Source organism: Pseudoalteromonas sp. Ld20 (assembly GCF_045064175.1).
GTDB classification, from domain to species: domain Bacteria; phylum Pseudomonadota; class Gammaproteobacteria; order Enterobacterales; family Alteromonadaceae; genus Pseudoalteromonas; species Pseudoalteromonas neustonica.
Genome location: NZ_JBISHB010000044.1, coordinates 88508 through 106798, shown reverse-complemented (window position 1 = coordinate 106798; position 18291 = coordinate 88508). Strand labels below are relative to the sequence as shown.

General features: G+C 38.3%; 15 protein-coding genes. 11 read left to right on the top strand and 4 right to left on the bottom strand.

The annotated features are described in order from the left end of the window. Positions 1-19: 19 nt before the first annotated feature. Positions 20-871: a Dam family site-specific DNA-(adenine-N6)-methyltransferase gene (locus ACJJVX_RS19560; protein WP_054204871.1), complete on the top strand. Its 852-nt coding sequence runs from the start codon at positions 20-22 to the stop codon at positions 869-871. On the opposite strand, the gene ACJJVX_RS19555 is transcribed toward ACJJVX_RS19560, so the two are convergent. Together ACJJVX_RS19555 and ACJJVX_RS19550 are read right to left on the bottom strand one after the other, a co-directional pair. Next, positions 834-1019: a DUF2970 domain-containing protein gene (locus ACJJVX_RS19555; protein ID WP_082355688.1), complete on the bottom strand. Its 186-nt coding sequence runs from the start codon at positions 1017-1019 to the stop codon at positions 834-836. The genes ACJJVX_RS19560 and ACJJVX_RS19555 overlap by 38 nt on opposite strands. A 4-nt stretch (positions 1020-1023) precedes the next feature. Beyond that, a complete protein-coding gene (locus tag ACJJVX_RS19550) occupies positions 1024-1314 on the bottom strand; it encodes a hypothetical protein (RefSeq protein WP_054204951.1) in 291 nt (96 codons plus the stop codon). Positions 1315-1610: 296 nt separating this feature from the next. Between ACJJVX_RS19550 and rpe the strand changes: the two genes are divergently transcribed. Genes rpe through trpS form a run of 3 tightly spaced genes read left to right on the top strand, consistent with a single transcriptional unit; the run spans position 1611 to position 4012 of the window. After that, entirely contained in the window at positions 1611-2294 is a 684-nt protein-coding gene (gene rpe / locus ACJJVX_RS19545; protein WP_054204950.1) for a ribulose-phosphate 3-epimerase, read from the top strand. Beyond that, positions 2294-2959 (top strand): phosphoglycolate phosphatase, encoded by a 666-nt coding sequence (locus ACJJVX_RS19540; RefSeq protein WP_405633120.1) that lies wholly within the window; start codon positions 2294-2296, stop codon positions 2957-2959. Before rpe ends, ACJJVX_RS19540 begins: the two co-directional genes overlap by 1 nt. 48 nt (positions 2960-3007) lie before the next feature. Further along, positions 3008-4012: a tryptophan--tRNA ligase gene (gene trpS, locus ACJJVX_RS19535; protein ID WP_405633117.1), complete on the top strand. Its 1005-nt coding sequence runs from the start codon at positions 3008-3010 to the stop codon at positions 4010-4012. Between the two features lie 121 nt (positions 4013-4133). On the opposite strand, the gene ACJJVX_RS19530 is transcribed toward trpS, so the two are convergent. Continuing rightward, positions 4134-4406: a hypothetical protein gene (locus tag ACJJVX_RS19530; protein WP_054204868.1), complete on the bottom strand. Its 273-nt coding sequence runs from the start codon at positions 4404-4406 to the stop codon at positions 4134-4136. A 274-nt stretch (positions 4407-4680) separates the two neighbouring features. Here ACJJVX_RS19530 and ACJJVX_RS19525 point away from each other — a divergent pair, with 274 nt between their 5' ends. Then, the gene (locus ACJJVX_RS19525; protein ID WP_405633115.1) at positions 4681-6867 is read left to right on the top strand and encodes a winged helix-turn-helix domain-containing protein; all 2187 of its coding nucleotides are present in this window, start codon (positions 4681-4683) and stop codon (positions 6865-6867) included. Between the two features lie 566 nt (positions 6868-7433). On the opposite strand, the gene uvrA is transcribed toward ACJJVX_RS19525, so the two are convergent. Next, on the bottom strand, positions 7434-10259 hold the full coding sequence (gene uvrA, locus ACJJVX_RS19520; RefSeq protein WP_054204865.1) for an excinuclease ABC subunit UvrA: 2826 nt from the start codon (positions 10257-10259) through the stop codon (positions 7434-7436). A gap of 164 nt (positions 10260-10423) precedes the next feature. On the opposite strand from uvrA, the gene ACJJVX_RS19515 reads away from it, so the two are divergent. From ACJJVX_RS19515 to ACJJVX_RS19490, 6 genes are all read left to right on the top strand, one after another. Further along, positions 10424-11791: an MFS transporter gene (locus tag ACJJVX_RS19515; protein WP_405633112.1), complete on the top strand. Its 1368-nt coding sequence runs from the start codon at positions 10424-10426 to the stop codon at positions 11789-11791. 20 nt (positions 11792-11811) lie between these two features. Beyond that, positions 11812-12531 carry a single-stranded DNA-binding protein gene (ssb, locus tag ACJJVX_RS19510; RefSeq protein ID WP_064435813.1) on the top strand — a complete coding sequence of 240 codons (720 nt, stop codon included), beginning with the start codon at positions 11812-11814 and terminating at the stop codon, positions 12529-12531. 154 nt (positions 12532-12685) lie between these two features. Continuing rightward, positions 12686-13996, top strand: a complete 1311-nt coding sequence (locus tag ACJJVX_RS19505; protein ID WP_405633109.1) for a tyrosine-type recombinase/integrase — start codon at positions 12686-12688, stop codon at positions 13994-13996. Between the two features lie 16 nt (positions 13997-14012). After that, positions 14013-15602: a site-specific integrase gene (locus ACJJVX_RS19500; RefSeq protein WP_405633107.1), complete on the top strand. Its 1590-nt coding sequence runs from the start codon at positions 14013-14015 to the stop codon at positions 15600-15602. Continuing rightward, the gene (locus ACJJVX_RS19495) at positions 15595-17874 is read left to right on the top strand and encodes an integrase (protein ID WP_405633105.1); all 2280 of its coding nucleotides are present in this window, start codon (positions 15595-15597) and stop codon (positions 17872-17874) included. The genes ACJJVX_RS19500 and ACJJVX_RS19495 overlap by 8 nt, the downstream gene beginning before the upstream one ends. Next, positions 17874-18281 (top strand): hypothetical protein, encoded by a 408-nt coding sequence (locus ACJJVX_RS19490; RefSeq protein WP_405633102.1) that lies wholly within the window; start codon positions 17874-17876, stop codon positions 18279-18281. The genes ACJJVX_RS19495 and ACJJVX_RS19490 overlap by 1 nt, the downstream gene beginning before the upstream one ends. The last annotated feature ends 10 nt before the right edge of the window (positions 18282-18291 follow it).

Genomic DNA, 18291 nt, shown 5'->3' with positions numbered 1-18291 from the left:
CGTTTGAAGTAAAGAGCCGATGCAGAAAAAGACCAGAGCCTTCCTTAAATGGGCCGGCGGAAAATACAGCTTAGTTGAAGATATTAGTGCCCGTTTGAATCTAGCGAGCAAGCATGCTGACACATTAGTTGAACCGTTTGTGGGTGCTGGTTCAGTATTTTTAAATACTGATTTTAAGCATTATATTTTAAATGATATAAATGCTGATCTGATCAATCTTTATAATGAATTAAAAAGCTCGCCAGATGAATTTATAAGTGATGCAAAAAAACTGTTTGTAGATCTTAATAACCATGCTGATGCTTACTATGATTACCGTGTGCAGTTTAATCAAAGTAATGACATTTATGAGCGTGCTATTTTATTTTTGTACATGAATCGTCATGGCTACAATGGTTTGTGTCGTTATAATCTGAAGGGAATTTTTAATGTTCCATTTGGTAAGTATAAACGTCCTTATTTTCCTGAAAAAGAAATGTACTTTTTTGCTGAGAAAGCGCAGCAAGCCACATTTACCTGTCTAGGTTATGATGATGTGTTTAAGTTAGTACCCAGCAATGCGGTAATTTACTGCGATCCACCGTATGTGCCTTTAAGTAAAACAGCGTCATTTACCTCTTATGCTAAAGGGGGCTTTAATTTAGATGATCAAGCGAACTTAGCGAACTTAGCTGAGCAAGCAGCCTTTGAGCAAAAGACACCGGTATTGATTTCGAACCATGATACTGTCTGGACGCGAAAAATATACAGTCAAGCAACGCTGAATGAAATTCAAGTAAAGCGGACTATCAGCCCAAAAGGTGGTTCACGCAATAAAGTAAATGAACTAATGGCTATGTATTTAGCACCCAAGTCACCACGCCATAAATAGCGGCTACAAAAAATACAAATAAAACAATAGCGATGAGAATAATACTCAATGGGGAGTGTTGTTTGAAGTCAGATTGGCGCTTTTTTTCAGATTGCACACCAAAAAAAGCCGCTACGACACTTTGTAGAGCATCGAGTAGTTGTCGCATTTAATTAAAAGTTCGGGCTAAGTGAGCGTGCTTTTTTTGGTTCATCTGAGCTGGTAAGCAATTCTAATAAATCTAAGTAATGAAATTGTGCACTACGGCTGTCGCCAGTGATCCAAGACATCCAACTAGACTCTTGTTCAAGGTGCATACAGTGAACAGGTACGACAGAGATAACCTCTGCATTGTTTTGGCAATGATTGGCAGCGATGATTACATCATCATTTTGAGAAAAATAGGTTACTGTTAAAGTAGTGACAACAGTAGCAATTAAGATCCCAGTTTTAAAAGCACGCATTTTATCTAACCCAAAGTGGTATGACTTACCCAAGCATACATAAAGAATGCTTAAATAACAACCTTAATTTATACTTAACAAATATAAATGTTTAATATAATTAATAGCTTAAGGTAAATGTAATGTTTTAAAAAAGTTGTTTTTTAATTGCTCTTTAGATATCTGCAATAGAGCATATGTTCTATATTGGGATGATCCTTGGGGATCTTCGCTATTTGGGTTACATTAGGCACATACATGCAATTTAGGCTGTGACTCATAAAGAGTTAGCCACAATCGAATCTATGGGTTTGTTTATGTTAGATACTTTGCCAAAATATTTAATCGCTCCGTCAATTTTATCAGCTGATTTTGCGCGATTGGGAGAAGATGTTGATCGTGTTTTAGCCGCAGGTGCGGACGTGGTCCATTTTGATGTCATGGATAACCATTATGTGCCAAACTTAACCATCGGCCCTATGGTTTGCAAGGCGTTGAGAGATTACGGTATTACAGCGCCAATTGATGTGCATCTAATGGTAAAACCGGTAGATAGCTTGATCCCGCAATTTGCCGAAGCTGGCGCATCCATTATTACTTTTCATCCAGAAGCAAGTGAGCATATAGATCGCACTTTACAGTTGATCAAAGATCACGGCTGTCAAGCGGGTTTAGTATTCAACCCAGCTACGAGCTTAAGCTATTTAGAGCATGTGATTGACAAACTCGATGTGATCTTACTTATGTCGGTTAATCCAGGGTTTGGCGGACAGAGTTTTATTCCTCATACTTTGGAAAAGTTACGCCAAGCACGAAAAATTATTGATGATTCAGGCCGTGCAATTCGTTTAGAAGTTGATGGTGGTATTAAAGTAGATAATATTGGTGCTGCTGCAGAAGCTGGTGCTGATATGTTTGTTGCGGGCTCTGCAATTTTTAATCAGCCAGATTATAAAGTGGTTATTGATCAAATGCGTGAGCAATTACAGGTTGTTAAATAATGAAATATGAAGCCGCTTTGTTTGATCTAGACGGCACCCTTGTCGATAGTGTGTATGATTTATATATAGCGATGAATCTGACTTTATCTGACTTAGCTTTTCCGATTGTAAGCCAGCGTTTAGTCGAAAGTTGGGTGGGTAATGGCATTGATGTTTTGGTTAAACGAGGCTTAAGTGGCGATATGCAAATAAGTGAGCATTTAGACTCAGCGCTTGCAGATAAAGCGATTGCACTTTTCTATGGTCACTATGAACAGCTGGTCGGCGAGTACAGCGTATTATATCAACATGTAGAAACAGGTCTGGCGGCATTACGCGGTATGCCAAAAGCGTTAATCACTAATAAAGCACGACGCTTCACTGAAAAGCTACTAGATAAGTTGGCTTTAACAAGTCATTTTGATGTAATAGTATGTGGTGATGATATGGCTAAAAAGCCGTCACCTGAGCCACTGTTGTTTGCTTGTCAGCAATTAAATGTACAAGCGAGCCAAGCAATTATGATCGGTGACTCAAAAAGTGATATTTTAGCGGCGCAAGCAGCCAGGATAGACGTGGTTGCGTTGACTTATGGTTATAACCAAGGGGAGAGTTTAAGTGATTATAATCCGCAGTACCTCTGCGGTACATTCTTAGATATACTACCGGTGCTTAATCAGCGGTAAACGACATTTAATTTTAGTATTTTAATTTTAGTAATATAAAGGAACATCATGAGTAAACCAGTAGTGTTAAGTGGCATGCAGCCAACCGGTGGAATGACGATAGGCAACTATGTTGGCGCTATTAACCAGTGGGTAAAGCTACAGGAAGACTATGATAGCCACTTTATGTTAGCTAATTTACACGCTATCACTGTACGACAAGACCCTGAATTGTTACGCTCGCGAGTGCTCGATGGCATCGCTTTATATGTTGCCTGTGGTATTAACCCTGAAAAAGCCGCGTTATTTGTACAATCACAAGTGCCTGAACATGCACAGCTAGGTTGGGTATTAAACTGTTATGCGCAAATGGGCGAGTTGAATCGTATGACTCAGTTTAAAGATAAATCAGCAAAAAACACCAATAATGTGAATGTTGGTTTATATGCATACCCAGTATTACAAGCAGCAGATATTTTATTGTATCAAGCGGCACAAGTACCTGTTGGCGATGATCAAAAACAACATTTAGAGCTGACTCGTGATATTGCAACACGCTTTAATAACGTCTATGGTGAGGTTTTTACTATTCCAGAACCTTACATTCCTGAGTTTGGTGCACGCGTAATGAGCTTGCAAGATCCGCTGAAAAAAATGTCAAAATCAGATGACAACCCAAATGGGTTTATCATGATGTTAGATGAACCAAAAAAGATTGAGAAAAAGCTTAAAAAAGCCGTTACCGACTCAGACGAGCAAGCGCGTATTTATTTTGATCGTACTGAAAAACCAGGTGTATCTAATTTACTTACTCTTATGTCAGTAGCAACTAAACGTTCAATTGAAGAGTTAGTGCCAGAGTACGAAGATAAAATGTATGGTCATCTGAAAAAAGACACCGCTGATGCTGTTGTTAGCATGATTGAGCCAATTCAAGCGCGCTTTAAAGAAATTCGTGAAGATCAAACATTGCTTGATAACATCATGAGGACAGGAGCCGAAAAAGCCAGCGCACGTGCAGAGGTAACGTTAAAGGCAGTTTACAATGCACTAGGATTTATACCACGCCCGTAATCTCGCTTTAGTCGATAAAAAACCGCTTTCGAATACTATTTCGAAAGCGGTTTTTTATTTTTAAGCAAATCGTATTCTATCTACACTAACATATTGGCTGTGTAGCTTTTATTAAACAGCGTTATAGGTTATCGAGCTTATCTGATAATTCTTTGTTTATTTTTTTGTGTATGTCGCTCATTGATTTTTCTAAGCTCATATCTAGTTTTGTACTTAAGCTGCTTTGAAATGCTTGTTCTTTTGTATGTGAGTATTGTGTTATCGATTTAGGGAGGTGAGCACTGCTAAGTTGTTGCATTACTAACTCAGGCTTACCCGCCGCCATTGTCGCAGATGAAGTAAATGCCGCCGTGATAATTAATGCTGATAGTGTTTTTTTGATTAAATTTTTCATAATAGAATCCTATTGTTTATTTAATATATAAGAGCAAAAGTTAACTGCGAATAGTTTAGCGGTTAGGTTTGCTGTTGACGGTGATAAGAATAGCGCTAGGATTTACTAAAGTCGCTTATCTAGATATAAGCAATTAATTGATAAGGTTCTTTGTTTTATTATCATTTAAAATCATGGTGTTACTTTTAAATGTTATATTTATAGATAAGGTTTCACTACATAATTACTCGTCCCTGTGCTAGGGTTGCAGCATACAAAAAAAGAAATAATGATTATGAATTATCAAATCGGACCTTGGCAATTTATTGAAAGTCGCTGTGTTGTCGTTGCAGAAAATATAGAACGAGAATTAGATCCGTTACTGGTTAAATTACTCATGCACTTTATTAGTAAGCCACAACAAATTATTGCTCGCCAAGAGCTGGTTGAGCAGGTATGGCGGCAAAGTTTTGTTGATGATAATGCCATCAACCGCGCTATTTCAGAGCTTCGTAAGCAACTATCTCACCCTGTAGAAAAAGCACCTTTATTAAAAACTCACTATCGTAAAGGCTATAGCTTGAGCGTTGCGGTGACATTGTTAACGGCAACGGAATTAACGACAACTGAGCAAGCGAAAATAGGGCTGCCCTCAAAAACAGCTATAAAGGAGTCCTTAGATAGCAAAAACGTAGGATCCACGGTTATAGAAACGCTTACTGAGCACAATAATCTAGAATCACTTGATGTTGTGAAGTCGAATAAAAGTAAGCAATACGGCCTGTATGGCTTGGTGTCAATTATCTTCTTTACTCTTACCGTTATAGGCTGGTTTGTAATACAAAAGCCAGTTAAATCAGAGGATATAGCGCAATTTAGTGTGATTAACACCAGCACAAAAATCACCCCAAGTACTTGGAATATAGGGGCGGAATCAGTGCCTTTACTGTCCTTTGATAAGCAGTTTTTAGGTTACAGCAATAGTGATATGATGACTCAGCAATCTCGCGCATATGTGAAGCGGATAACGGATCAACGAGAAATCCAACTTGATTACAAAGATTACGATGTGTCTATATTATCCTGGCAGCATAAGCAGCACAGTGTATTGCTACAAGCGACTAAATTAGCAGAACAACAATGTTTAATGGTGTTAATCGATTTACATGAGTTTCCTAATGTAGGTAGTAAACAAGTTATACGTGACTGCGATTTACGCTATACAGGTTATGCACAGCTTGATGAAAGCGGTAAGTTTTTATATTATTCTGAATATAAAAACAAGCAAGGCGGAGCGGGGCTTTACAGATATAACACCTTTTCAAAACAAGAAACAACGTTAGTGCCAAGTTCTGAAGTGATGTTTGGTGTGCTGATTCCACGCATTTCTCCTTCAGGTAAATATGTAGGCTATATTCAAGCTACGCAAGGACAACCTTTTTCACTTTTTGCCTACAATTTGCAGACAACAGAGACTAAACGCTTGTTCCAAGCAGAGGCGAAAAGTATTAGCTTCGCATTTGATTGGATACCTGATGAAGAAAGTGTACATATCTCTGAAAATGACAGATTAACCACTGTCAATATAGCTGACAATAAAACAACTGTTCGTAAGATATCACCTTATATTTCACCTTATTATATTGCAGCTCAATCTTTAAATAGCTTTTATTTTTCTCCATCACAAACACAGCAATTTTCGATTTTCAAGGTAACCGATTTATTTTCGCAAAAGATGCAAGGACAGCGGTTATATGAATCACAAGGTAATAATTATAATGCGGCTCCCTTTAATAAGGATGGGTATGCAAGTACATTATTCGTCTCTAGTCGTTCAGGAAGCGCCCAGTTATGGTCAGATACACAAGGGCAACAAACCCAACTAAGTGATTTTACTGTTGAGCATGGCACGCCTAGCTTTGGCTTTGTGCGAATGTCAGGGAACGACAAGTTTTTACTATTAAAGATCAATAAAGAGTTAACATTTTTCGACCTTCAGACTAATAAGCTACATGCAGTAGAGGAGTTAAAAGGATTAAAAATTGTTAGCTATGCTTGGTCAGATAATAGCGAGAAAATATGGTTTATTGAGCAGCAGGCTACAAGCTATCAATTATGGCAGTTTAACCTGCTAACGCGTGAGCTAAATAAACGTAATGATATAGCCCCTTACACTTTGATCAATAATAACCAGGGAAAAAGCTTTGCTGTGACAAATGAAGAATTAGTAAGATTAGCAGATAATAAACGTTGGCAGATCCCCAAAGCACAGCAAGCGACTTCGTTTCACGCAATTAATACAGAGTATTTATATATAAGCGATGGCATCTCGCGCGTGGCTCGATTTAATTTGGCGAATAGTGAAACGGAAGAAGTGCACGTTAATTTTAAATCATTTTCTTTTAACGTAAACGACAATAACGAGCTGTTATTTAACCGCCGTGATGTTAAAGACACACAGATAAAGTTAGTGAGTTGGTAGCTCGTCGCCTGCAGCCAGTTTTTACGTGTTTTGCTGCTATGGATACATCTGATTGTTCGACACCTTAAAAGTAAAGTGTCAACGATAAAGCTATTTTTCTTATCTTTTTTTCATTAAGTATCAGCCTGTTCCTGCTTTTACTTGGTAGTTACTTTGATGTGTTGATACACAATAATGCACATTCAATTGCTAAATTTATGCGGTTTGGTTTTGAAGTAACGCCGTTTCCAATCGAAATGGCAATAAATTTTGTAATAGTGTTTTTTGCTATGCTTTTATTGCAAGTATCAATGTATGTCGCTGCATTGCCTTTCAAAGCAAAAAGACATGCTACAGAAATTAAAGCTAAAACAAATAGGCCTTAACTTTGACAATAGACAGTTGTGTTCTTTTTGACCGCCTTGCTGTGACGGTCAACTCTCAATCGCCAATTCTAAATAAATAAGCAAATTTGGTTACTTGGCCAACCTTAAGAAAGTAGTTTACTACAAACATAGAGTGATGTTTTCTTATTGTGGCCTGCTTTATGGGCTGTCAAAATAAGACTGCCACAATTTTTAAAACCCTTATTTTAATAATAAGGGCTTTAAGTAATGGCCCGTATGTGAGCGCTCACATTCAGCGACTTCTTCTGGCGTACCAGCAATGAGAATTTCACCACCACCGGCGCCACCTTCAGGACCTAAATCAACAATCCAATCTGCTGTTTTGATCACATCTAAGTTGTGCTCAATGACAACAATCGTATTGCCATGGTCACGTAAACGATGCAAAACGACAAGCAGTTGTTCAATATCGGCAAAGTGTAGCCCTGTGGTTGGCTCATCAAGAATATACAAGGTTTTGCCGGTATCACGCTTTGATAACTCTCGAGCGAGTTTAACTCGCTGTGCTTCACCGCCAGAGAGTGTGGTAGCAGCTTGACCTAAACGAATATACGATAAACCAACATCCATCAATGTTTTTAGTTTGCGTGCAATTGCTGGTATTTTATCAAAGTAGTCATGCGCATCTTCAACAGTCATTTCAAGTACTTGATGAATATTTTTGCCTTTGTATTGTACTTCTAAAGTTTCGCGGTTGTAACGCTGCCCTTTACATACATCACAAGGGACATAAACATCCGGTAAAAAGTGCATTTCGACTTTGATTACGCCGTCACCTTGGCAAGCTTCACAGCGTCCGCCTTTAACGTTAAAGCTAAAACGACCTACTTTATAACCACGAGAACGTGACTCTTGTGTGCCGGCAAACAACTCACGAATACCTGTAAATATACCGGTATAAGTTGCAGGATTTGAGCGCGGAGTACGGCCAATTGGGCTCTGGTCGATATCAATGACTTTATCAAAGTGTTCAAGGCCGCTAATTGATTTATATGCAGCGGCTTCTGCGGTTGTGGCACCATTGAGCTCAGTATGTGCAAGCTTAAATAAAGTGTCGTTTATTAGCGTTGATTTACCTGAGCCAGACACACCCGTAATACAGGTCATTAACCCAAATGGAATTTTTAAATCTACATTTTTAAGATTGTTGCCTGTAGCGCCGAATAACTCTAACCACTTATCATTAATAAGGTGGCGTTGTGCGGGTACTTCAATTTTACGTTTACCAGATAAAAACTGGCCAGTGACAGATTCTTCGCTTGCTAAAATATCATCACGAGTACCTTCAGCTATAACATAACCTCCATGCACACCAGCACCTGGACCAATATCAATAATATGATCAGCCGCACGAATAGCATCTTCATCGTGTTCTACGACAATAACTGTATTGCCTAAATCACGTAAGTGAATAAGGGTTTGTAATAGGCGGTCGTTGTCGCGTTGATGTAAACCAATTGAAGGTTCATCAAGTACGTACATAACACCGACAAGACCTGCACCAATTTGGCTCGCTAGGCGAATACGCTGTGCTTCACCACCTGATAAGGTATCGGCGCTGCGCTCAAGTGAGAGGTAATTTAAACCAACATTGATTAAAAATGACAAACGATCGCGAATTTCTTTTAAGATCTTTTCTGCGATCTGGCCTTTTTGACCCGTTAAGCTTAGCCCTTCAAAAAAGGCCATGGCTTCACCAATACTCATTGAAGTAATGGTTGGTAAATTAGTTTGACCTATAAATACGCTACGCGCTTCTTGGCGCAAGCGTGATCCCTTACAGCTTGGACATGCTTGGCTTGTTTGGTATTTTGCTAGTTCTTCGCGTACAGAGTTTGATTCTGTCTCGCGGTAGCGGCGGTTCATATTATTGAGCACGCCTTCAAACTCATGGTTACGGGTAATTAAATCACCACGGTCATTACGGTAGTTAAAAGCGATTTTGGTATCGCCAGAGCCTTCAAGAATTATTTTTTTAGCATCTTTAGTGAGTTCTTGAAAAGGGACTTCTAAATCAAATTTATAGTGATCGGCAACGGCTTGCAGCATTTGGAAATAATAAAAGCTGCGTTTATCCCAGCCCTTTATAGCGCCACCTGACAAACTAAGTTCCGGGTTTTGTATAACGCGATTAGGATCAAAGTACTGACGAACGCCTAAACCATCACAGCTTTGACATGCTCCTGCGGGATTGTTAAATGAGAACAGGCGCGGTTCAAGTTCACTCATTGCATAGCCACACGTTGGGCAAGCAAAATTAGCAGATAAAAGCAGCTCTTCGCTATCAGGGTCATCCATTGAGGCAATAGTTGCAACGCCTGATGAAAGTTCCAAGGCTGTTTCAAATGACTCAGCTAAACGTTGTTGTAGGCCATCTTTTACTTTAAAGCGATCAACCACAACTTCTATCGTGTGCTTTTTATGTAATTCTAAAGTTGGGGGATCTGATAGGTCACATACTTCACCGTCAATACGGGCACGAATGTAACCTTGGCTCGAAAGCTGTTCAAGTAATTTTACGTGTTCGCCTTTACGCTCTTTTACTACGGGAGCAAGCAACATTAATTTACTGCCTTCAGGAAACGCTAAAACAGTGTCGACCATTTGGCTCACTGTTTGCGCAGCAAGGGGTAAATCATGTGTAGGGCAACGCGGCTCACCAACACGGGCAAACATTAAACGTAAGTAATCATATATTTCGGTAATGGTACCAACGGTTGAGCGTGGGTTATGCGACGTTGATTTTTGCTCAATTGAAATGGCGGGTGATAAGCCTTCAATATGATCAACATCGGGTTTTTCCATTAAAGATAAAAATTGTCTGGCGTAGGCCGATAAAGATTCAACATACCGACGTTGCCCTTCTGCATATAACGTATCAAATGCTAAAGACGATTTACCTGAACCAGATAGGCCAGTGATAACAATTAATTTATCACGGGGGATGGTTAGGCTGATGTCTTTTAAATTGTGCGTTCGGGCGCCTCGGACTTCAATGTTTTCCATGCTATCTCGTTTCATTACCAAATTGATTTACTGAGTATCTCATAATACGACAGAAGATTAATCCTTGATCAATGAAAAATCATCGCTTAGAGGCGATTATTTATTAGCGAGCTTGTGGTAGAATCCCTGCTCGAATTTTAATAGACAGCAAGAACACGCGAATCATGACAGCATCTTCACTCAATTCACGAGAAAAACGCGCCGCAGTTTCCCTAGCGAGCGTGTTTGCATTTCGTATGCTTGGCCTATTTATGTTAATGCCAGTACTGGCTATTTATGGGCAAGATTTATCTGGTTTTTCACCGCTTTGGATTGGTTTTGCAATTGGCGCGTATGGATTAACGCAGGCTGTATTACAAATTCCCATGGGTTGGCTTTCCGATAAAATCGGCCGCAAAAAAGTTATTGTTGGTGGCTTATGTGTATTTGCTTTGGGCTCTGTTATCGCAGCCATGGCTGATTCTATTCAAATGGTTACCGTAGGTCGTGCATTACAAGGTATGGGAGCTATTGCCAGTTCTTTACTTGCCTTTGCCTCCGATTTAAGCCGTGATGAACAACGTCCTAAGGTGATGGCTGTGATTGGTATGAGTATTGGTATGAGCTTTGCTGTAGCCATGTTACTTGGGCCGATGGTTGCTGCTTCTTGGGGAATTGCAGGTGTATTTTGGCTTACCGCTATTTTGGCTGTTGCGGGTATTTTTATCGTGCTGTTTTTAGTCCCAAAAGCCGTAAATAAAGCCCCAAAGGGCGATACATTGGCAAGCTTCACTGATATTAAAAAATTGATTAAACACCCCCAATTAGCTCGTTTAGATTTAGGGGTTATGTTGTTACATTTAACGCTTACGACTATTTTTGTTGCATTACCAGGACAACTAATTGCCAAGGGGTTAGCTGCACAATCACATTGGCAAGTGTATATTCCCGTACTCATATTAGCATTTTTATTAATGGCGCCAGTGATGATTATTGCCATTCGTAAAGAAAAAGAAAAACAAGCGTTTATTGGCTCTATCGCTTTACTGGCACTGAGCATGTTGGCAATGGCGTTTGGCGTAAACTCAGTAATAGGCATGGCGTTATGTATGTTGGCATACTTTATTGCGTTTAATTTTTTAGAAGCCACCATGCCCGCCTTGGTTTCGCGGTTAGCGCCAGCTAATCAAAAAGGATCTGCGATGGGGGTATTTTCATCGGGGCAGTTTTTTGGTGCATTTTTAGGTGGTATTTTAGGGGGTTACGTTGCGCAATCAACAACCCCGCAAGCAGTGTTTGCCGCAGCCGCAGTTGTTGGGGTAATATGGCTTATCCTTGCGTGGAATATGCAAGTCCCGCCAAAAAGTAAAATGATAAGCTTAATGACAGAATTAAGTAACGAGGAGCAAGCGCAATCCCTCGCTTCTCGTTTAGTTGCTTTGCCGGGCGTAATTGAAGCAACAGTAGTTTGTGATGAAAATCGCAGTTATTTAAAGATTGATGACAAAAAATTTGACCTAGACCAAGCCCGAAAAATGGCTGGTTTAATCTAACGTTTATAGGAGAGTAGTCCATGGCACGCGGTGTAAATAAAGTAATCTTGGTTGGTAATTTAGGTCAAGATCCAGAAGTACGTTATATGCCTAATGGCAACGGTGTAGCGAACATTACTTTAGCTACTTCAGATAGCTATAAAGATAAAAATACCGGTCAAATGGTTGATAAAACAGAATGGCACCGCGTAGTGTTTTTTGGCAAGCTAGCTGAAATTGTAGGTGAATACTGTCGTAAAGGTTCGCAAATTTACGTTGAAGGTAAACTTCAAACACGTAAGTGGACTGATCAACAAGGCCAGGAAAAATACACGACAGAAATCGTTGTTGATGGTTTCACTGGCCAAATGCAAATGCTGGGCGCACGTGGCGGCGACCAACAAAGTGGTGGCTATCAAGGTGGTCAGCAAGGCGGTGGTCAATCTCAAGGTGGTTATCAGCAGCAAAATGCACCACAACAAGGTGGTTATAACCAACAAGCAAATGCACCAGCAGCACAACCACAACAAAGCTACTCACCTGCTCCACAGCAAGCACCTGCGGCTCGTCCACAGTCAGCGCCTGCAGCAGCACCACAGCAAAGTAATCAATATCAAGGTGGCCAAGGTGGCGGATATGCTCCACAAGGCGGCGGACAGCCACAAGGTGGGTTTGCACCTAAACCACAAAGTGCCCCACAAGGCGGCGCGTCAAATCCGATGGAACCACCAATTGATTTTGACGACGATATCCCGTTCTAGCCCTTACTAAAGAGTAGCTTTTGTTAAGTTTCTTTCTGTAGCTTAATAAAAATAAGAACCTAAAATAAAAGTTTACAAATTAATTTGATTTAATTGTAAACTTTTTTTATAGTTTATTTTTAGGTTTATCCTTACTTAGAGTTTTGTAAAGTTTATGAGGTCGAAATCATTTATTTCAAATAGTGGAGAGAGGTTATCTATATTAGTAGATACAAAAGGATTTCCTTTGCTTTATCCAAACTTGTTTATTACATCAATGTATAGAAATGATGACCAAGCAGCTACTTCATGTAAAAAAGCAGCAGAACATCTTGTATATTTTTACACTGTATGTGAAGGGCTAAGCATTGATATAGAAAGACGATGTGAAACAGAAACGTTTTTATCTCAAGAAGAAATACAGAATATATCTGGATATACAGGACTTACTCAAAAGTCAGCACTTCAAAAGTTAATCATCAACAATAAAGAAAACAATGTTAGTTCGATTAAAAGCGTAAATTCGAAACGATTAGAAACTGCTCGTCATACAATTCGCATTGAAAATGAGGCAAATAAAGTTGTTTGGCAAACCAAATATAATAGGCTTACTGTCTTTGGTCGTTATTTAGATTGGCTACAGCGATACCATTTTCCCTATTCCGATAATAAAGCTAAACAATACTTCTTTGATGAAAGGCCTGCAAAAAATGAAGGGTTAACCTTCTCAGAATTGCATGAACTACTTACTTTTAAATCCCTCAATAAATTACATAGAAATATTTACCTTGACCGGATTAGACCTGAATACCCAGAAAACCCTTGGAATGATGAAGGTGTTAAATGCAGAAACTATGCTATAGCAATGCTTTTATATTCTTGCGGATTAAGGCTTGGGGAATTATTGAATGTTAAATTGGAAGACTTAATATCTAAAGACGGAACCCCTTATGTGCTTATTAAACGAAACCCCAGTGATATTGATGAAACAAGAGCTAAACAGCCTAGTGTTAAGACTAATAGCAGAGCTTTAGCACTAACCCCTAAATTGTATAAAATTATCCAAGAATATATATATGAACATAGAGCACTATTAGATGGGGTCGCTCATTGCCCATATTTGTTTGTTTCACATAGAAAAAGAAATAATAAAATTAATCCGCTTTCTATCAGCGCTGTTGAAAAAATATTTCGGGAATTCAGTTCAATTATGGCGTTTCATCTTCATCCGCATTGCTTAAGACACACATGGAATGATCGCTATAGTGAATCTGCTGATAAGCGTATTGCTAAAGGAGAGACAACTGAAGAAAAGTCTGAAATGGATCGTTGTCTTCTTATGGGATGGGCTGAAGGCTCAACAATGTCTAAGGTTTACTCTTCTAGACATAATACCCAAAGAGCGATGGAGTACTCTTTAAAGCTACAAGATGAAGACTTTGATCTTAAAGAAAGCTTAATTTATGACGATGATGTGCTTCTATAACTAAGGTAATGTTTTAATGATAAAAGAAAATACACCTGACAGCCTTTTAAATAATGAGAACATCACCGAGCAAGCTTCCTCAAGCAATGAAGAGGTTAGGCATGATATTCGTGAGTCGTTTGCTAAATTTGAATTTGATGCAGAATTTTCAATATGGGGATTGGATTCCGAAACTAATGTTTACACTTTATTCATTCATGATTTCCCTATAAAGCATCAAAGTAATATCAGAAAAACACTTGTTCACTTTGCTGAACATAGGTCTGCAAAACATACAAATGCAATAGCTTTTGTTTTAAAAAGATATTTAGAAGGTCATTCTGAATTATGTTTACAAGGGTTACTCAATTTTAAAGCTAATTGCCCTGAAAGAAGCGTTAATGAGTATTGTGCTAGATTCAGAGTCTTTTTCAAAAAAATGGAATACTTGGGTTTTAAATTACCTGAAAAGTTTATTAAAGAAATAAACTCATGGGTGATTAAAGGGAACGATAAAGGTATCCCTGTATTGACGCAAGATCCAGTTTCAGGCCCGTTTAGTACACTTGAATTTAGAGCTATAAAATCAGGTTTAGATTATAAATATGCAGAAGGTGTTCTCTCAGACCGTGAATATTCAATTGTGCAGATTTTTGCTGCAACAATGAGAAGACCAACCAATTTAAAGCAGCTTAAAGTGAAAGATTTTGCAGCCTCTTCAAAAGCACTAATTACTAAGCAACCCATTTATCTACTGAACATACCTAGGGCTAAAGGAACTGGCCGTAGGTTTCGCAGCCAATTTAAACCTTACGCTGTAATTGAAAGTATTGGCTTAGTGTTAACTCAACATATTGCAAAATCAATAAAACAATTATCGATAGACATTGGTCGAAAGTTGACGCTAGATGAATCTAAAGAGCTCCCTATTTTTTTTGATGGTAACGTAGCTGAAAACTTAAAATTATTAGCGCCGAACGAAGCTTTAGATTTTTTGAAATCTGAAATTCCACATATGTCTGGTGGTAATTTGACTAAAGAGTTGGTTCAAGCTGTTAGCAAGCTTCATATTATATCCGAGCGAACAGGTGAATTACTTTATGTTGATGGCTATAGATTTAGATATACCGGTGGAACTAGAGCTGCCGAGTCAGGTGCTGGTCTAGTAACTATCTCCGAATTGTTAGATCATTTAGATACACAAAATGCAGGAATTTATATTGCTAATTCACCAGAGATAGGACTGAAAATATCGGAGATAATGAATAACCCGATGGCACGTTATGCAAATGCATTTCAAGGGAAAATTGTTTTAAATGAAAATGAAGCAAACGAAGAAAACCCAGGTGCTACTAGAATACCGTGCAGAGAAAAGGGGTGTGATGTAGGCAGTTGTGGTAGTAGCGCATTTTGCACCGATTATGCGCCTGTCGCTTGCTACCTGTGTACTAAGTTTAGACCGTGGCGAGACGCACCTCATCATCTAGTTTTAGAATGGCTACTTGAGGAGCGAGAAAGACTCTCAAATATACATTGTGATTTTAAAGTTGTATCGATTAATGATAGTGCAATATTGGCTGCTACTCAGGTTATAAAACAATGTGAAGAAGAGAAACAAAATGTCTGAAGATAATATTTTACTATTTATACCTAAGCACCAACAAAACTATTCAGTCAATATTGAAGACTTTGTTCACACTGTAAAACTGGCTGAAAATCCGAACGATAAAATGGATTATGACACCCAATATTGGCCTGAAGTTGGCAACTTTACAAAAATGGGTATTAGTTCCAAAAATAGAGATGTTAAAAACCAACTAGATAAATCTATTCTTCCATTCGCTAAGGCTTACATTAAATATCAGGCAATAAAAAGTGGTTCTTCTATGTACGCTCATTTTTATGCTATTCGAGCATTAGAGAGTGCATGTATGAAAGCTTATGGAGAGGTTAATATTGTATCTTTACTTCCATGTGACTTTGATAGTGCTGCGCAAGATGCCAAAAACAGTTTAGGTGAAGGTGCAACGTATCAAGCAGGATCAAAGTTAAATACCTTACGGAAATTTTTGGTTGAAAATAAACTTATAAAACCATTCGATTGGAAAAACCCATTCAGTAAGCCAAAAGATAAAAAAGATCTGACAGGTGAAGAAGGACAAAAGTACCGCGAAGATAAAATGCCTGATGAAAATGCAATAATGGCAATAGCTGAGATATTTTCAAAGCCAACCTGTTCATTGTCAGATAGAGATATCTTTACTTCATCTACTTTTAGCTTATTTATGTCAGCGCCAGAAAGAGGTTCTGAACCGTTATTTTTGAGATATGATTGTTTGGATATCAGGAGTGTTAAACCTCAAGCTTTATCTAAAGATAAGCCTCCTGGAACAGTGAAGCAAGTAGATGGTGTTGAAGTTTTACTGCATAAAAAAACAGATGAAAAAGATGATGTCGTTAATGAAGAGCAGGTAGGTATTAAGTGGTATTCAGGCAAAGGTTATGGTTTTGAAAATAAAAGCGTTCCTAAAGTCATGAACCCGGTTGTTAAGGAAGCTATTCGCAGATTAGAAGAATCATCTAGAGAAGCTCGAAACTTTGCAAAATTATTAGAAGACACAGATGATTTTCCAAGGCATCCATTATGCCCAGATGTCGATGAAGATGAGTTATTAACTAAAATTCAAGTATGTAACGCTCTTGGTTTTGATACTTCGAATTTAAATTCAAAAAATATCAGAAATTATATTAATCCATTTTTAAAAAATAGGGGAATTGAAAGAAAGGACTATGTGGTAACGCTCGGAGAGTTAAATAAACTAGTAAGGAGTCGCTTGCCGCCTGGTTGGCCTTATATACCTTTTAAAAAAGGTAAAGTTAAACTCAAATGGTCTGAAGCTCTATACGCATCCTTTGCTAATCAATTTGATTTAGGTAAAGCCACAGTAAAAACAGAGCTTTGGATGCCAAATATTACGACTATTAATGAAGATTTAAAACCAACCAAGAAAAAAAATAGATCTACAGGTGAGATATCTAAAGGAACATTGTCGATTTTTAAAAGGCATGGTTATCAAGATATCCAGTTAAGAACTCATCAACCTCGTCATTTACTCGATACCATAGCGTCAGTAAATGGTATGAGTGACACCTTACGTTCAAAGTGGGCTGGTAGAGCAGACCCTAAGCATAACCGGGCATATAACCATACGACCGAAGAAGAATATAACCATGATTGGCTAGAAGAGCAAAGCTCGCAAGAGATTACAGATTCCGAAAATATGAAGTCTGCTTTTAAAGTACAAATAGCAAGTGGCAGTGCAAGATCTTTACAACAGTTTAATACTCGTACTAGCCTAGCCATGCTGCTCACAGATATGGGAGAGTGCAAAAGTTCATACTATGAACACCCATGCCTAAAGCATAGAGATTGTGTCAATTGTAATGAGCATATTTGTATAAAAGGCAATAAAGAGCACCTCCAAAACTTAGAAGGTAAATTCAAACGTGAAAAGCTACTCCTTAAAGGGGATAAAAAAGCCCTAGACGAGGGAGTTAACGGTGCATTGCAGTGGTATGAAAGAAGAAGTATTACCGTTCAAAGGCTAAAAACAATTCTAGAGTGGCTTAATAATCCAGATGTAAAGGTTGGTGATCGTATTAAACTAGCAGATATTGTAGACGTTACACACCTAGATAGAGCGTTAATTGCTAACGGTAAAAAGGCACTTCCAAAAATCGAAAACTATCAACGTATGCTTTCCAAGAATAAAAAGGTTACAACAGTAGAAATACTTACATTTGATGAATTAGTTCCACCTACTTCAGAAATTCCCATAAATAAAGCTAACGATGACGAAGTAGTTTTTAACAATGTGTACTTAGAGGATGATGAATAATGGCAAAGCACATTACGGATAAAGATATAAATAACATCGTTGAATTTTTAGATGAGTGGGATCTCACTGTTAGTTTAACGTGGGATAAGTTATGTAATGCAATTAATGAAGAATTATCTTTAAATTATACTAGGCAGACGTTACAAAAATATGTACGTATCAAGGATACTTATAAAAGCGTTAAAGAACACGCTTCAGGTACAAAGCCGAGAAATAAGAAAATATTACCAAGCTCATTAAAAGTGGCTGCTGGTAAACTTGAGAAGCTGGAAAGAGAGAATGAACGACTTAAAAGAGAAAATTCAAGCTTGTTAGAGCAGTTTGTAGTTTGGCAATACAATGCACATATTCATGGCATGAAAATGGGACAGCTAAATCAACCGTTGCCTGATAAAACAAGAAATTAGAACTCTCTAT

Excerpts from the sequence above, each read along its gene's own strand:
- ACJJVX_RS19555 (WP_082355688.1), bottom strand. The coding sequence starts at position 1,019 with ATGCGACAACTACTCGATGCTCTACAAAGTGTCGTAGCGGCTTTTTTT.
- ACJJVX_RS19560 (WP_054204871.1), top strand. The coding sequence starts at position 20 with ATGCAGAAAAAGACCAGAGCCTTCCTTAAATGGGCCGGCGGAAAATAC.
- ACJJVX_RS19530 (WP_054204868.1), bottom strand. The coding sequence starts at position 4,406 with ATGAAAAATTTAATCAAAAAAACACTATCAGCATTAATTATCACGGCG.
- uvrA (WP_054204865.1), bottom strand. The coding sequence starts at position 10,259 with ATGGAAAACATTGAAGTCCGAGGCGCCCGAACGCACAATTTAAAAGAC.
- rpe (WP_054204950.1), top strand. The coding sequence starts at position 1,611 with ATGTTAGATACTTTGCCAAAATATTTAATCGCTCCGTCAATTTTATCA.
- ACJJVX_RS19540 (WP_405633120.1), top strand. The coding sequence starts at position 2,294 with ATGAAATATGAAGCCGCTTTGTTTGATCTAGACGGCACCCTTGTCGAT.
- ssb (WP_064435813.1), top strand. The coding sequence starts at position 11,812 with ATGGCACGCGGTGTAAATAAAGTAATCTTGGTTGGTAATTTAGGTCAA.
- ACJJVX_RS19505 (WP_405633109.1), top strand. The coding sequence starts at position 12,686 with ATGAGGTCGAAATCATTTATTTCAAATAGTGGAGAGAGGTTATCTATA.
- ACJJVX_RS19495 (WP_405633105.1), top strand. The coding sequence starts at position 15,595 with ATGTCTGAAGATAATATTTTACTATTTATACCTAAGCACCAACAAAAC.
- ACJJVX_RS19490 (WP_405633102.1), top strand. The coding sequence starts at position 17,874 with ATGGCAAAGCACATTACGGATAAAGATATAAATAACATCGTTGAATTT.
- ACJJVX_RS19515 (WP_405633112.1), top strand. The coding sequence starts at position 10,424 with ATGACAGCATCTTCACTCAATTCACGAGAAAAACGCGCCGCAGTTTCC.
- ACJJVX_RS19500 (WP_405633107.1), top strand. The coding sequence starts at position 14,013 with ATGATAAAAGAAAATACACCTGACAGCCTTTTAAATAATGAGAACATC.
- ACJJVX_RS19550 (WP_054204951.1), bottom strand. The coding sequence starts at position 1,314 with ATGCGTGCTTTTAAAACTGGGATCTTAATTGCTACTGTTGTCACTACT.
- trpS (WP_405633117.1), top strand. The coding sequence starts at position 3,008 with ATGAGTAAACCAGTAGTGTTAAGTGGCATGCAGCCAACCGGTGGAATG.
- ACJJVX_RS19525 (WP_405633115.1), top strand. The coding sequence starts at position 4,681 with ATGAATTATCAAATCGGACCTTGGCAATTTATTGAAAGTCGCTGTGTT.